At 62.8% G+C, this 12625-nt stretch carries 12 protein-coding genes; 5 read left to right on the top strand and 7 right to left on the bottom strand.

Annotated features, from left to right (window positions below; all coding sequences use genetic code 11):
- Nucleotide 1 precedes the first annotated feature (1 nt).
- A complete protein-coding gene (locus RIG82_10325; GenBank protein MEQ9461334.1) occupies nucleotides 2-964 on the bottom strand; it encodes a GDP-L-fucose synthase in 963 nt (320 codons plus the stop codon).
- Nucleotides 965-1035: 71 nt separating this feature from the next.
- On the opposite strand from RIG82_10325, the gene RIG82_10320 reads away from it, so the two are divergent.
- Nucleotides 1036-1668: a hypothetical protein gene (locus RIG82_10320; GenBank protein MEQ9461333.1), complete on the top strand. Its 633-nt coding sequence runs from the start codon at nucleotides 1036-1038 to the stop codon at nucleotides 1666-1668.
- A gap of 19 nt (nucleotides 1669-1687) precedes the next feature.
- Here RIG82_10320 and RIG82_10315 read toward each other — a convergent pair whose 3' ends face one another.
- From RIG82_10315 to RIG82_10295, 5 genes are all read right to left on the bottom strand, one after another.
- Complete coding sequence (locus RIG82_10315; GenBank protein ID MEQ9461332.1) at nucleotides 1688-2437, bottom strand: 2,3,4,5-tetrahydropyridine-2,6-dicarboxylate N-succinyltransferase; 750 nt, start codon at nucleotides 2435-2437, stop codon at nucleotides 1688-1690.
- A complete protein-coding gene (gene dapA, locus RIG82_10310; GenBank protein ID MEQ9461331.1) occupies nucleotides 2427-3308 on the bottom strand; it encodes a 4-hydroxy-tetrahydrodipicolinate synthase in 882 nt (293 codons plus the stop codon). Before dapA ends, RIG82_10315 begins: the two co-directional genes overlap by 11 nt.
- Complete coding sequence (locus RIG82_10305) at nucleotides 3295-4008, bottom strand: dihydrodipicolinate reductase C-terminal domain-containing protein (protein ID MEQ9461330.1); 714 nt, start codon at nucleotides 4006-4008, stop codon at nucleotides 3295-3297. Before RIG82_10305 ends, dapA begins: the two co-directional genes overlap by 14 nt.
- Before the next feature lie 288 nt (nucleotides 4009-4296).
- Nucleotides 4297-5355: a GDP-mannose 4,6-dehydratase gene (gene gmd, locus RIG82_10300; protein ID MEQ9461329.1), complete on the bottom strand. Its 1059-nt coding sequence runs from the start codon at nucleotides 5353-5355 to the stop codon at nucleotides 4297-4299.
- Nucleotides 5356-5502: 147 nt separating this feature from the next.
- Nucleotides 5503-6261, bottom strand: coding sequence for a prepilin-type N-terminal cleavage/methylation domain-containing protein (locus tag RIG82_10295; protein ID MEQ9461328.1), 759 nt, complete (start codon nucleotides 6259-6261; stop codon nucleotides 5503-5505).
- A gap of 90 nt (nucleotides 6262-6351) precedes the next feature.
- On the opposite strand from RIG82_10295, the gene bcp reads away from it, so the two are divergent.
- A complete protein-coding gene (gene bcp, locus RIG82_10290) occupies nucleotides 6352-6861 on the top strand; it encodes a thioredoxin-dependent thiol peroxidase (GenBank protein MEQ9461327.1) in 510 nt (169 codons plus the stop codon).
- A 141-nt stretch (nucleotides 6862-7002) separates the two neighbouring features.
- Nucleotides 7003-7269: a DUF2934 domain-containing protein gene (locus tag RIG82_10285; protein ID MEQ9461326.1), complete on the top strand. Its 267-nt coding sequence runs from the start codon at nucleotides 7003-7005 to the stop codon at nucleotides 7267-7269.
- Here the strand turns inward: RIG82_10285 and rnc are convergent.
- Nucleotides 7261-8031 carry a ribonuclease III gene (gene rnc / locus RIG82_10280; GenBank protein MEQ9461325.1) on the bottom strand — a complete coding sequence of 257 codons (771 nt, stop codon included), beginning with the start codon at nucleotides 8029-8031 and terminating at the stop codon, nucleotides 7261-7263. The genes RIG82_10285 and rnc overlap by 9 nt on opposite strands.
- A gap of 152 nt (nucleotides 8032-8183) precedes the next feature.
- Between rnc and RIG82_10275 the strand changes: the two genes are divergently transcribed.
- Nucleotides 8184-10133, top strand: coding sequence for a hypothetical protein (locus RIG82_10275; GenBank protein MEQ9461324.1), 1950 nt, complete (start codon nucleotides 8184-8186; stop codon nucleotides 10131-10133).
- A 17-nt stretch (nucleotides 10134-10150) separates the two neighbouring features.
- A complete protein-coding gene (locus tag RIG82_10270; protein ID MEQ9461323.1) occupies nucleotides 10151-12607 on the top strand; it encodes a hypothetical protein in 2457 nt (818 codons plus the stop codon).
- Nucleotides 12608-12625 lie beyond the last annotated feature (18 nt).

Genomic DNA, 12625 nt, shown 5'->3' with positions numbered 1-12625 from the left:
CCTAACCGTAAACGACTTCGCGGACCTCGTCCTGCTTGAGGAACCACTCAATCGTGTTCCGCAGCCCGGTTTCAAGGTCGACCTGAGCTTTCCAGCCCAGCAGTCTCTCCGCTTTGGACGTATCCAGACACCGCCGCGGCTGCCCATCCGGCTTGGTCGCGTCCCAGACAATCTCCCCCTCGAAACCGGTGAGCCTCACGATCAGCTCCACCAGATTCTTGATTGTGATTTCAGACCCGGTGCCCAGATTGATCGGCGTCGGGTCGTCCATCTTCTCCGTCGCCACCAGAATCCCCTCCGCGGCGTCGTCCACATACAAAAACTCACGAGACGCCGAGCCCGTCCCCCAGCAGACGATGTGATCAGCCTTCGCGTTCTTCGCCTCCACACACTTGCGGATCAGCGCCGGAATCACGTGCGAGGTGTGCAGATCAAAGTTGTCGTTCGGCCCGTACAGATTCACCGGCACGACCACCGACGAGTCGAGACCGTACTCCCGCTTGTACCCATCAAGCATCACAAACAGCGACTTCTTGGCAACCCCATACGGCGCATTGGTCTCCTCGGGGAAACCGTCCCAAATAGCGTCCTCATTGAACGGCACCTCAGCGAACTTGGGGTACGCGCAGACGGTCCCTGTCTGCACGAACTTGGCGATCCTGTTCGCACGCCCGTGCTCGATCAGGTGCATGCCCATAGCAGCGTTGGCGAAGAAAAAACGCCCCGGGTGATCACGATTGGCCCCGATCCCGCCCACCTCCGCGGCAAGATGAATCACCACATCAGGCTTCGCGTCCTTGTAGAGCCGCGCGACATCGGCCTCGAGGGTGAGGTCGTAATCCTTCCTGCGTGGGACAAAAAGCCGGTCATCGGCGACGCCCCGCTCACGAAGCTTTCCGCAGAGCGCCTGCCCAAGAAATCCGGCCCCGCCAGTGACCACGAAGCGGTGTTGTGAGAAATCCATTGAATGCCTCCGTATGCAAAGCTAAGTTGTATCGGAATCTAAGACCGGTTTCCTCCCTCCGGAGCCATGAGATGAGCAGGAAAGAGCTGGGGATCGCGGGACTACTCATCGCAGTCGTGACAGCTGTTGGGTGCTGGTACTTACTCGGACCACAATCCGAACCCGAATATCGGTTCAGCACGATCAATCGCGATGTCAGCCGACCGGGTGCGTTTGCGATCCCAGAAGGCCAGAAACTAACGGTCCTGCAACTGATCGCTTCAGCCGGCATTGCTGGTGGTGACAACACGGTGTTTGAGGTACAGATCACGGATCGTAACGGGCGTGTGGATGTGGTCACGATCGACTTCAAGCAGGAGAACCGTGATATTAGGTATGTGGAGGAAGGGGATGTGCTGGTGGTGAAGAGCGTGGCTCGTGACACGCTCAATCTCGTTGAACCTGTAGCGAATGAGTTTGTCTACATAGAGGGCGATGTTCGCCTTCCTGGTGCTTTTAAGCTTACCAATCAGCAATCTGAGCCGATCAGCATGAGACAACTGATCGCTTCCGTCGGTCCTCGATGCGAGCCAGATGACCGCGTGGAAATCACGCGCGTGAGCGCTGATTATGAGGCGCTTTACCGAACAGATGGAAGCCTTCAATCCTTGCCGGACTTCAACATCCTGAAGGCTGGCGATCGTTTAGAGGTTCGTGTCCAGTAACCTCTTCAGCCGGGTCGACTCACCGCAGCGCCTCCTCCAGCATCAGCGCCGCGTCGGTGCCGGGGTCGCGGTACTTGGCGATGATGGGGCAGTTGAGTTGCAGGCCGTGTTTACGGGCCCAGTCGGAGGTGGCGGGCCGGGAGCCGGGGACGACGACGGCGTTCTCGGGGACTTCGCCTTTCAGGGTGGTCTGGTGGACGGCGTCGTACAGCGTGACGGCGGCGGTAAGCAGCACGCCCGGGGCAAGGACGGCGCCGCGGCGGACGATCACGCCTTCGACGACGGCAGCCTGGGTGCCGATGAAGCAGTCGTCCTCGATGATGACCGGGCGGTTGCCGATGGGTTCGAGGACCCCGCCGAGTTGAGCGCCGGCCGCGAGATGAACGCGCTGGCCGACCTGGGCGCAGGAACCGACGAGGCTGTGGGAATCGATCATCGTGTCGCTGTCGACGAAGGCCCCGATGTTGACCCAGGCTGGCGGGCAGATGACGACGCCTCGGGCGACATGCGCCCCGGCGCGCACGGCGGTCCCGCCCGGGATCTGGCGGATGCCGTCTTCGACATGGAAGCGGCGCGGTCCAAGATCGGCTTTATCGACCGACCCGCCCTCGAAGGCGGCAAGCTCGGAAGTTCGGAAGACTTCGAGGATGCGACGTTTGACATCCTCGTTGACGGTCCATGTGCCGTCCTCGGCGCGGGCGGCGACGCGGCGTTCGCCTGATTCGAGCTGTCTTAGAAAGTCATGGTTGGAAAGGTCATCAAGCGGCAACGGTGGTCTCCTGAATCTCTGCGGAGTATGACAGGAGTGGGCTCAGGTCGTCGAGGTCGTCGCCGTGGAGGGGTGGACGCAGGGCAGGGGTCGCGATGAGGCCGAGGGCGTGCATGGCACGCTTGGCGGGGACAGGGTTGGACGCGCGGAAGAGCTCGGCGATGGCGGCGGACCAGAGTTGGCGTTCGTCGACGCTGAGCGTTCCGGTGATACACCGGCGGGCGTAGTCGAGGGTCTGCTCGGGCCAAAGGTTGGAAGCGACGGACACAAGACCGGCGGCCCCGCGAGGGCCGATGTCGGGCATGATGTCATCGTTGCCGGAGTAGATCGCCAGGCCCGTCTCGGCGAACTCGTTGAAGCGATCGATCGATCCGGAGGCTTCCTTGATCGACCAGCAGTTGGGGTGATCGGCGATGTCACGGACAGCGTCGGTGGCGAGGGCGACGCCTGAGCGCGACGGGACGTTGTAGAGCATGCAGGGGCGGCCAGCCGCGTCGAGCATCGAACGGAACCAGGCGGCCTGTCCGTGGCGGCCGGGCTTGGTGTAGCAGGGGGTCGGGACGAGCAGCGCGTCAGCGTGAGTCCCGCGGAGCCACTCGACGCAGTTGAGGGCATCCGCGAACTGATAGCCGGGGACGCCGACCATGACCGGGACATTGAGCCCGAGCGTCGTGGCCCAGCGGATGATCTGCCGCTTCTCCTCAGAGCTGAGTGAAGCGCCTTCGCCGGTTGTGCCCAGGAGGAGGATGCCGTTGCCAGCGGCTTCCTGTCGGCGGAGGGTCTGCTCGAAGCTGGCGTAGTCGACGGCAGCGGCGTTGGTGGTCAGAGGCGTGATGCAGGCGGTCCAGACGGTGGTGTTAAACGGATTCATGGTGTTGGTTCCTGAGGTGTTGGCGGAGTTGATCTTCAAAACGGTGAAAGCCGGCGGGAAGGCCGGGCAGGAGGTGCTGAGCGGCCCACGCGGCACCCTGTGCAAAGACGGCGCGGTCGGCGACGTCATGGGTCACGGTGAGGGTTTCGTGGGGCAGGGTCATGCGGAGTTCGTGATGACCGGCGACGTCGCCGGTGCGCTCGGCAGTGATCGGGAGCGATGCGTCGACGAAAGCGTCACGCAGACGCAGCGCGGAGCCGGAGGGCTTGTCCTTCTTGTGGATGTGATGGGTTTCGTGGATGGCGGTTGTTGAACCCACGAAGGCTTCGGGGGCGAGCTGCTGACTGCGGCCAAGGAGTTCGGCCATGAGAAACATCAGGTTCATTCCAAGGCTGAAGTTGGAGCCTACGAGCCAGGGGGTCTGGGCGAGGCGGAGGCGAGTGTCGAGGTCGGCGGGCCAGGTGACGCCGGTGGTGCCGATGACAGCGGGGAGCCGGGCGTCGAGGAGCGGGTCGATGAGGTCCGGCATGGCGGCTGGAGGCACAAAGACGATCACGGCATCGGCATCGGCGAGGCGCTGCTCGGTGAGGGGCATGCGGGTGGTAGCGATGTCGATGGCGGCATCGGGCGGGAGGGCGCTGGGGACGTGTCCACCGGTCTTGCCGGCACCGATGATCAGAAAGCGTTGCGGGGCGAGCATGGTGCTCTCCTGGTGAGCCCGACGCTGTGCGGGTGTGCGAAAACACCGTCTGCGGGTCGGGCGATTCTTGAAGTTGTCAGTTGTGGGTGACCGCTAGGTCAGAGGTCCGCAGAACGCGGAAGTGACATCAGGCGCGTTTGAGTGCGCGTTTGGATTTGGGTTTGATGTCGGCGGTCATGTGACTCATAACGGCGAGATCATAGCGACGACTTGAATCTGTGCAAGCAGGAAACCGCAGGAAAATCATCGTTCTAGAAGACCGGGGGCGCTTGAAGATCGCCGCGGCGATCAGTCGTGGCCCATGCTGGCGGTTACAACGTGTCCGGCATCGCGGAGGGTTTTTTCCCGCGAGGCGAGTTCGACATCGTGATCGACCATCATGTTGACGAGTTCGTCGAACGAGGTCCTGGGGACCCAGCCGAGTTGTTTCTTGGCTTTGGTGGGGTCACCGAGGAGCAGGTCGACTTCGGCGGGTCGGAAGTAACGCGGGTCGATCTCGACGTGGTCGTTGTAGTCGAGTCCGACACGGCTGAAGGCTCGCTCACAGAACTCGCGGACGGTGTGGGTTTCGCCGGTAGCGACAACGTAGTCGTCGGGGGTGTCCTGCTGGAGCATCATCCACATCTGCTCGACGTAGTCGCCAGCGAAGCCCCAGTCGCGTTTGGCATCGAGGTTGCCGAGGTAGAGCTTGGTTTGCAGACCTTGCTTGATGCGGCCGACGGCGCGGGTGATCTTTCGGGTGACGAAGGTCTCGCCGCGGCGGGGTGACTCGTGGTTAAAGAGGATGCCGCAGGATGCGTGAAGGTCGTAGGACTCGCGGTAGTTGATGGTGAGCCAGTGAGCGTAGAGCTTGGCGACGCCGTAGGGCGAGCGCGGGTGGAAAGGCGTGTCTTCAGACTGGGGTGCGGTCTCGGGCATCCCGCCGAACATCTCGGAGGTGGAGGCCTGGTAGTAGCGGATCGGGTTGCTGGTCGTTTCCTGGTAGTCGCGGAAGGCTTCGAGGAGTTTGGCGGCGCCGAGTCCGGTGGCGTCGCCGGTGTAGATGGGCTGGTCGAAGGAAACCTTGACGTGGGACTGGGCCCCGATGTTGTAGACCTCGGTGGGCTTGACCTGAGTGATGAGCCGGGCGAGACCGTTAGCATCGGTGAGGTCGCCGTAGTGGAGCTTGAGCCTGCTCCCCTTTTCGTGCGGGTCTTTGTAGAGGTGATCGATTCGGTCGGTATTGAAGGAACTCGAGCGCCGGATGATGCCGTGGACGTCGTAGCCTTTGTCGAGCAACAACTCAGTGAGGTAGGAACCGTCCTGACCGGTGATGCCGGTGATCAAGGCACATTTCTTATTGGACACGCTTGGGCTCCGGTTATCCAGGACCATATCCCCAGCTTTGAGAGAGGACATGCTTGCTCAGGGGCATCATCGAGTCGAGGCGAGTAGCACTTGACCCGAGGCGGGTTGTGGAGAGTTGAGTATAACGGCGGGAGGACTTGGTTTGGCTTAGGGGGCGGCGAAGACGGTGGTGACGATCCAGTCGTCCGAAGGCTCAACCCAGTCGATATCGGGATCGGTTTCTTCGGGCATCGCGCGGAACTTGACGTGCCCGTCGGCGAAACCGAGGTTGAGTTTGTCGTCAGCGTGCCAGACCTCGGTGTTGGGGGCGGCTTTGGCACCCGAGGCATCGAAGAACACAGGGGACTCGGAGGGCGTGAAGAGCGCTGCCGAGCGGCGGCCAGCGAGACCCCAGCCGTCGGGAACGAAGTGGGTGTTGGGTCGGCCGGTTGCGTTGAAGTTGTAGGAGTTGCCGACAAGGTCGAAGTGGGTGTAGGTCTGGTCCTCGAAGACGGACCAGGCGACAGGATCCGTGTCGAAGGGGCATTGGAAGGCCTCAATGGACTCGCCCATGTAGCGGTTGAGGGGGCGAGGCGAGAGGTTGTTGAAGATGAGCTGGCCAGTGTGGGCGTTGCCGGATTCGCGGCCTCCCCATGCGTACCACTCCATACCGAAGTCATTGATGAACTCATTCGGGGCACGCCAGAAATAGGTGTCGCGGTGGTCGATGAGGTAGGTCTGCATCGCGATGCCGAACTGGCGGACGCTGGAGCCGCAGGTGATGTTGCGAGCGGTGTTGCGGGCTGCTGAGAGGGCCGGGAGCAGGATGCCGATGAGCAGGGCGATGATGGAGATGACGACGAGCAGTTCGATGAGTGTGAACGCCGGTCGCTGAGAACGGTGGCGGATTCCGGGCTTGGAAAACATGACTGATCCTTTCCCTCTGAGCATCGTGCTGCGCTATCATCGGGCGATAGCGGGCCTTTCCTAGAACCACCATAAGACCTGGAGCATGATATGCCAACGACAATTGAACGAGTTTCATCGGATATGACCAAGCCGCTGACAGAAGTCGGCAAAAAAGCCCCCGCGCTGAGCCTGAAGGACGAGGACGGCAAGGCGCACAAGCTCGCTGATTACAAGGGCAAGTGGGTCGTGCTCTACTTCTATCCCAAGGATGACACGTCGGGGTGCACGAAGCAGGCGTGCCAGTTTCGAGATGGGCTGCCGAAGTTCAGGAAGTCGAAAGCGGTGATCCTGGGCGTCAGCCCGGATGATGAGACATCGCACACGAAGTTCATCGCGAAACACGACCTGAACTTCACCCTGCTCGCGGACCCCGACGCCTCGATCTGTGCCAAGTACGGGGTCTGGCAGGAAAAGAGCATGTACGGCAAGAAGTACATGGGGGTGGTGCGGACGACCTACCTGATCGACCCGGACGGGAAGGTCGCCGAGCGGTGGGACAAGGTGAAGGTTCCGGGTCACGACGCGGAGGTGCTCCAGCGGATCAAGGAGCTTTCGTGACCGCAAGACCACTAGGCGGCTTGGGTTATGGATTACTGAGGTTTCGAGCAAGCAAGGGCCGATAATGGGGTTGGTCATCGCCGTGTGAGACCGATTCGGGTCCCGGCGACGACGTTCCCCAAGGCTAAGGAGATTCATGCGATGGCACGAAAGAGCACAACTGGCCGAGCGCGTCGGACCGTGGGTGAGGCGAAGGCGGCCGTCAAGAGCGTGGTGAAGGCGGCTCGCGCCGCGAGCAAGACGTCGCTGAAGGACCAAGCGACAGTCAAGCCAAGCGTGGTGGTGACGCTAACGCACGACCAGATCGCGAACCGGGCCTATTTTTTGTGGCTGGCTCAGGGCAAGCCTCGAGGCCGCGAGTTCGAGAACTGGGTGCGTGCCGAGTCTGAGCTTCGGCAATCAGCCTGAATCGGATGAGAGCTGATCGATCCGGGGCGGCTGGTCGTAGCGGTCTTCGTGGATGGTGATGGTGCCGTCTTCGCTGAGGCTGGCGATATCCATGTCGGTGAGCGCCTGGAGGGCGGCTTTTTGTTCGGCTTCTTTCTTGTTGTTTGCCCAAGCTGAGTCGAAGCGGAACCCCGCGATCTCGACGCAGACCTCGAAGGCTTTGGCGTGGTCGGGGCCCTTCTCGTCGAGGAGGACGTAGCTGGGGTTGGCGGGCTGGTGCCGCTGGGTGTAGTGCTGGAGGACGGACTTGAAGTTGTGCTGGTGGAGGGACTGGGTGCACTCTTCGAGCACAGGCGTCATAGTGCGAAGGATGAAGGCTCGGGCGGGCTCGATGCCAGCGTCGAGGTAGATGGCGGCGATCACCGACTCATAGACGGCTGCGGCCACCGACTGCGGGAGCGCTGCGGTGGTGTGCATGCCCTTGCCGAGGCTGAGCATCTTCGGGAGTCCGAGCTTGCGGCTGACGGTAGCGCAGGCGCGGCGGCTGACGACGGCGCTCTTGATCTTGGTGAGCTCGCCTTCCTGCTCTTCGGGGAGTTCGTGGAACAGGTATTCGCAGACGACCTGCCCGAGGATGGCGTCGCCCAGGAACTCGTAGCGTTCGTTGCTGTCGAGACGTTCGCCGGTGCTGGAGGCGTGGGTGAGGGCGCGTTCGAGGAGGTCGGGGTTGGCGAAGGTGTGGCCGAGGGCTTCTTCGCAGCGGGCTTTGATGGCGTCGTCCATAAGCTGCTCGTGCCGCGCTGCCCGTGGGCTCGAATCAGCGGCGGGGTTGACGATAGCGAGTATAGCTATCTGTTTTGACGACCCTTGCAGACCGATGACATCGGGGAAGGGTGGCGGTTGTCATCCCCCCTGTTGACCGATACGCTCCGTGGGTGTTGATCCTGCGCATCGGCGTGCTGGTTGTGTGTCTCGTGCTGGTTCCGGGCCTGAGCCGGATGGTGGTTGCCAACCCGGTCATGCCTGATCCCTCGGTGATCCTGGTGCCGGAACGGGCGACGGCCATCATGCCGGTGGATGAGGTGCGGCCGGGGATGCGGGGGGTCTGCCTGACGGTGTTTTCGGGGACGAACATCGAGCCGTTTGAGGTCGAGGTGCTCAGCGTCGTGAAGCGAAGCGGGCCGGGACTCGCGGTGATCTGGCTGCGGTCGGAAGACCCGCGGATGCTCGAATCGGGCCCGGTGCAGGGGATGTCGGGGTCGCCGATCTATCTGTGGGATGGCCCCGAGCCGAACGACCCTGAGGCCGAGCTAGGTGGCGGTCGGTTGATCGGCGCGTTTGCCTACGGGTTTGCATTTGCCAAGGGTTGCCTCATCGGCGTGCAGCCGATTGAGCAGATGATCCCGGTGGGCGAGCGAATCGGTCGTGATCCGGTGGACTATGCGCAGGCCTCGGCGCGGGCATTGGGGGATGTCCGGCGGATGATGCGAGCCTTGGGGGAGGACAGCGAGCGCGAGTCAGTGCGGGCCTCGACTGAACTCTGGGAGCAGTTGCTCAAGCGATGGACGCTGGTGGGTACCGGGCGTCGGCTTGAGGCGGGGGACGTGCAGCGTCCAATGTCGATTCCGGTGGCGGGTGTCCCTGAGGGTTTGCTGTCGGCTGGCTTGCCCATGGGCGGGGGCGAAGGGTTACTGCGCTTCGTGGCGGGTGGCGGTGCGGTGGGCCCGCCTCCTCAGTGGATCGACCGAGAGGCTCCGATCACGGCGGGGTCGGTGCTGGCGATCCCGCTGACGACGGGTGATCTGGACCTGGCGGGTGTCGGGACGGTGACGGACGTGCGTCCCGATGGCACGGTGCTGGCGTTTGGCCACGCGATGATGGGGGAGGGTTCGACGGCGCTGCCAATGGCCAGCGGCTATGTGCACTTCATTGTGCCGAGTTTGCAGATCAGTTTTAAGCGTGGGACTCCTCTGCGGGTGGCGGGCACGCTGATGCAGGATGAGACGACGGCTGTAGCGGGACGAGGTTCGATCGAGCATGTGTTCGCGGATATGAAGGTTGACGTTCAGATGGACGGTCAACCGGATCGTGCTTACGCGTATCAGATTGCTCGACACCCGCTTTACACGCCGATCCTCTCGCTGATCTGCGCGGCGCAGTCGTTGACGGCAATTCAGACTCCGCCAGCCGAGCACACGATGGACTACCGGATGACGATCGGGTTTCAAGGCGGTCGGTCGGTGGAGGTGTCGAACACGACGGCGGGCGGCGGGTTCGAGGCGTTGTTTTCGACCGTAGTCCCGGTGATCGGGATGGGGATGAGCAATCCGTTCGAGCAGCTAAGGCTGGCGTCGGTCGAGATGGCCCTGGAGGTAAGGCGAGGGCTGGATGCGGGGATGATCGAGGGCGTTCGGTTTGAGCGGAACGTCGTGGCCCCTGGGGAAGAGGCCGTGATCCTGGTGGACCTGCTGCCCTATCGCGGGGAGCTTCGGACGGTGCGGATCACGCTACCGGTGCCGGAGAATGCGGGGGAGATGGATGTCCCTGTGATGGTGGGCGGGATCGGGTCGTATCGCCGGCTGTGGATGCAGACGCGGATGCACCGGTTTGATGTAGACGGTGTGGATGAGCTGTTTGACGTGATCGAGACGATGGAGAATCTGCCCGCGATGTCGCTTTATGCCACGGCAACGATGCCAGCGAGTGGCGGGGTGGCGATGGATGGTGCCGAGATGCGTGATCTGCCGGGCAGTGTGTCGTCGCAGATCATGACGGCCACATCGACGCGAGCGACGATGCTGCCGAAGCTGATCGAGTCGCGACTGGACACAGGGCTTGAGGTCTCCGGCGAAGTCATGCTGACGCTGAGCATCCGCAAGCCGTGAGCGAGAGGAATGTCATGATGAACTTGTTGCGTCGGTGCCAAACCGCAGTTGTCGTGATGGCCGCCGTCGTATCCTGCGGCTCGGCGGCCTGGGGCATCCAGCCGGTGACGGTGCTGCACGAGACGGAGGCCGATTTTAGTGAGGGCGTGGCGGACGGCACGCGGATCACGAACACAGGGCGCATCGAGCTGACGCGTGAACTAACCGACCTGGCAGAGGGCGAGGAAGCGTTCTCTTCGTTGTTCGATGTGGTCGGCCCGGATGCGGAGGGTCGATACCGTGTGGCGGCAGGGCCTGCGGGGTATTTCATCGTCGAGGAGGGTGCTCCGCCTGTGATGGTTGGGGGTATCGACGAGAGCGAGCAGGTGTTTGCGCTCACGAAAGCAGGTAATCGGCTGATCGTGGGGGTGTCGGGTGAGCCGTCCCGACTCGGGGTCGAGGGATTGATGGCGGGTGAGGGCGATGAGGAAGCCGAGCTTGCGGTAACGCCGAGTGTCATTCTTGAGGGCGTGAGGTACATCTGGCAGATCGTCCCATTGGATGGCGAGCGCGTCGCGGTGGCAACCGGCACCGAGGGGAAGGTCTTGATCGTGGACCTGAGTGATCCGGACTCGGAGCCGCGAGTGCTCCTGGAGACGGGGCAAAGCCATGTGCTGAGTCTGGCGTTGAGCGAAGACGGCCAGACGCTCTATGCGGGGACCGATGGCGAGGGACTGGTGTATCGGGTGCGCGATCTGGAGGCGGACAAGCCTTCTGTGTATGTGCTGTTTGATGCGCCAGAACCGGAGATCGCTTCGATGCTGGTCACCCGAGATGGTTCGCTGCTCGTCGGCACGGCGGACGCCGAGCAGGCTCGCCCCGGGCGGCTGGAGGAGGCGATAGATGAGTCAGTAGGCGAAGTGGAGCCTGTCCTGGAAGTCGAGCCGTCGGACCCGATCCTTGATGCGGTCGAGGAGGATGAGGCTGAGGCTGAGGTTGAACCGGAAACAGAAGTAAGCGCTGACGATACGGGTGATGACGTAGAGCTTAAGACGGACGCAGTCGAGCCGGAGCAGGCCACGGGCGTGACGGGTGAGCAGCGTGATCGGTTGCGCGAGGTGCTGCGAGAGCGGTTGATGGCGGCGCGAGAGAGCGGGGAGATGCAGGTCGGGGGCATGGGGCAGGCGAGTGGCTCGAGCGAGGCCCGCCGCTCGGCCACGGCGTCGCGGGTGCGTCCGGCGCGTCAGGCGAGTCGTGATCAGGAAGGCAATGCCGTCTATGCGATCACTGAAGCAGGGTTCGTGATTGAGGTGCTGCGCGAGTCTGCGACGATGCTGAGTCTTGTCGAGCTGGCTGATTTTATCGTGGTCGGAACAGGGAACGAGGGGCAGGTGTTCTCGGTTGATGAGGAGACCTTCGAGGTTTCGGTGCTGGCAGACTTCGAGAGCGAGCAGGTGAGTTTTCTGCGAGGGGATGTCGGCGGTGGACCCATGCTCGCGGGGCTATCGAACCCGGCGCGGCTGGTGTCCCTGGGCGAGGGTGTGGGGCGGCGCGGGACCTTTGAGTCGGTGGCGATTGATGCCGATCAGGTGAGCTTGTGGGGGATGGCTCGGGTTCGCGTCGAGCTGCCGGAGAACAGCTCGGTGACGTTCGAGACGCGCTCGGGGAATGTGGGGGATGTCGAATCCGAGATGTGGTCAGCGTGGTCGGCGCCGATGGGGCTGATGCCGAACGCTGCTGCGGCGATGGAGTTGCCTCGGGAGGTGCCGATCGTGTCTCCGCCTGCGCGGTTCCTGCAGTATCGGGTGACGCTGCTGGGTGATGGTCGCGTAGCGCCTTCGGTCGATGCCGTGGAGCTGACTCATGTGACGCCGAACCTCCCGCCCCGACTGGCTTCGGTCCAAGTTCAGGTCCCGGAGGTCGAGAACCCGGACGATGAGGTCTCATCGGAGTATGGGATCGAGTGGGAGGCGAGCGATCCGAACGGCGATCGGTTGGAGTATGTCGTCGAGATGCAACCAGCAGGGTCGAGTGTTTGGATTGAGTTGGAGAACGAGCTGGCCGAGACGCGGCTAAGCTGGGCGACCCAGCGAGTGCCGGACGGCTGGTACCGGGTCCGGGTCACGGCGGATGATCGACTCGACAACCCTCCTGATATGGCGCGATTTGCCCGGCGGGTAAGTGACGCGGTACTGGTGGACCAGACCCCGCCTGAGGTGGAGGGGTTGGAGGCGATCACGATGCCGGGGCGGGCGGTGCGGGTATCAGGCGAGGTGATCGACGCGTTGTCCCCGATCGCAGGGATCGGGTATCTGCTCGACGGGGACACGTCCTACCGACCGATCGTGCCTGAGGACCTGATTCTGGACTCGACGCGTGAGGCTTTCTCGATTACACTGCGGGGCTTGACCGGATTGGAGCGTGTGATGACGCTCCGTGTGGTGGATCGGCGGGGCAATGCCCGGTTGATTCCCCTGATCATAAGGCCCGAGTAAACTCACATAAGTTGAGTG

The organism is Phycisphaeraceae bacterium, assembly GCA_040222855.1.
In the GTDB taxonomy this organism is placed as follows: domain Bacteria; phylum Planctomycetota; class Phycisphaerae; order Phycisphaerales; family Phycisphaeraceae; genus Mucisphaera.
Note: the sequence above shows the minus strand (reverse complement) of the source record. Positions and strands in the feature narration are given on the sequence as shown.

What these genes read in the sequence shown, in the direction of transcription:
- RIG82_10325 (MEQ9461334.1), bottom strand. Translation starts at nt 964, where the DNA reads ATGGATTTCTCACAACACCGCTTCGTGGTCACTGGCGGGGCCGGATTT.
- RIG82_10320 (MEQ9461333.1), top strand. Translation starts at nt 1,036, where the DNA reads ATGAGCAGGAAAGAGCTGGGGATCGCGGGACTACTCATCGCAGTCGTG.
- dapA (MEQ9461331.1), bottom strand. Translation starts at nt 3,308, where the DNA reads ATGAATCCGTTTAACACCACCGTCTGGACCGCCTGCATCACGCCTCTG.
- RIG82_10305 (MEQ9461330.1), bottom strand. Translation starts at nt 4,008, where the DNA reads ATGCTCGCCCCGCAACGCTTTCTGATCATCGGTGCCGGCAAGACCGGT.
- RIG82_10295 (MEQ9461328.1), bottom strand. Translation starts at nt 6,261, where the DNA reads ATGTTTTCCAAGCCCGGAATCCGCCACCGTTCTCAGCGACCGGCGTTC.
- bcp (MEQ9461327.1), top strand. Translation starts at nt 6,352, where the DNA reads ATGCCAACGACAATTGAACGAGTTTCATCGGATATGACCAAGCCGCTG.
- RIG82_10285 (MEQ9461326.1), top strand. Translation starts at nt 7,003, where the DNA reads ATGGCACGAAAGAGCACAACTGGCCGAGCGCGTCGGACCGTGGGTGAG.
- rnc (MEQ9461325.1), bottom strand. Translation starts at nt 8,031, where the DNA reads ATGGACGACGCCATCAAAGCCCGCTGCGAAGAAGCCCTCGGCCACACC.
- RIG82_10270 (MEQ9461323.1), top strand. Translation starts at nt 10,151, where the DNA reads ATGAACTTGTTGCGTCGGTGCCAAACCGCAGTTGTCGTGATGGCCGCC.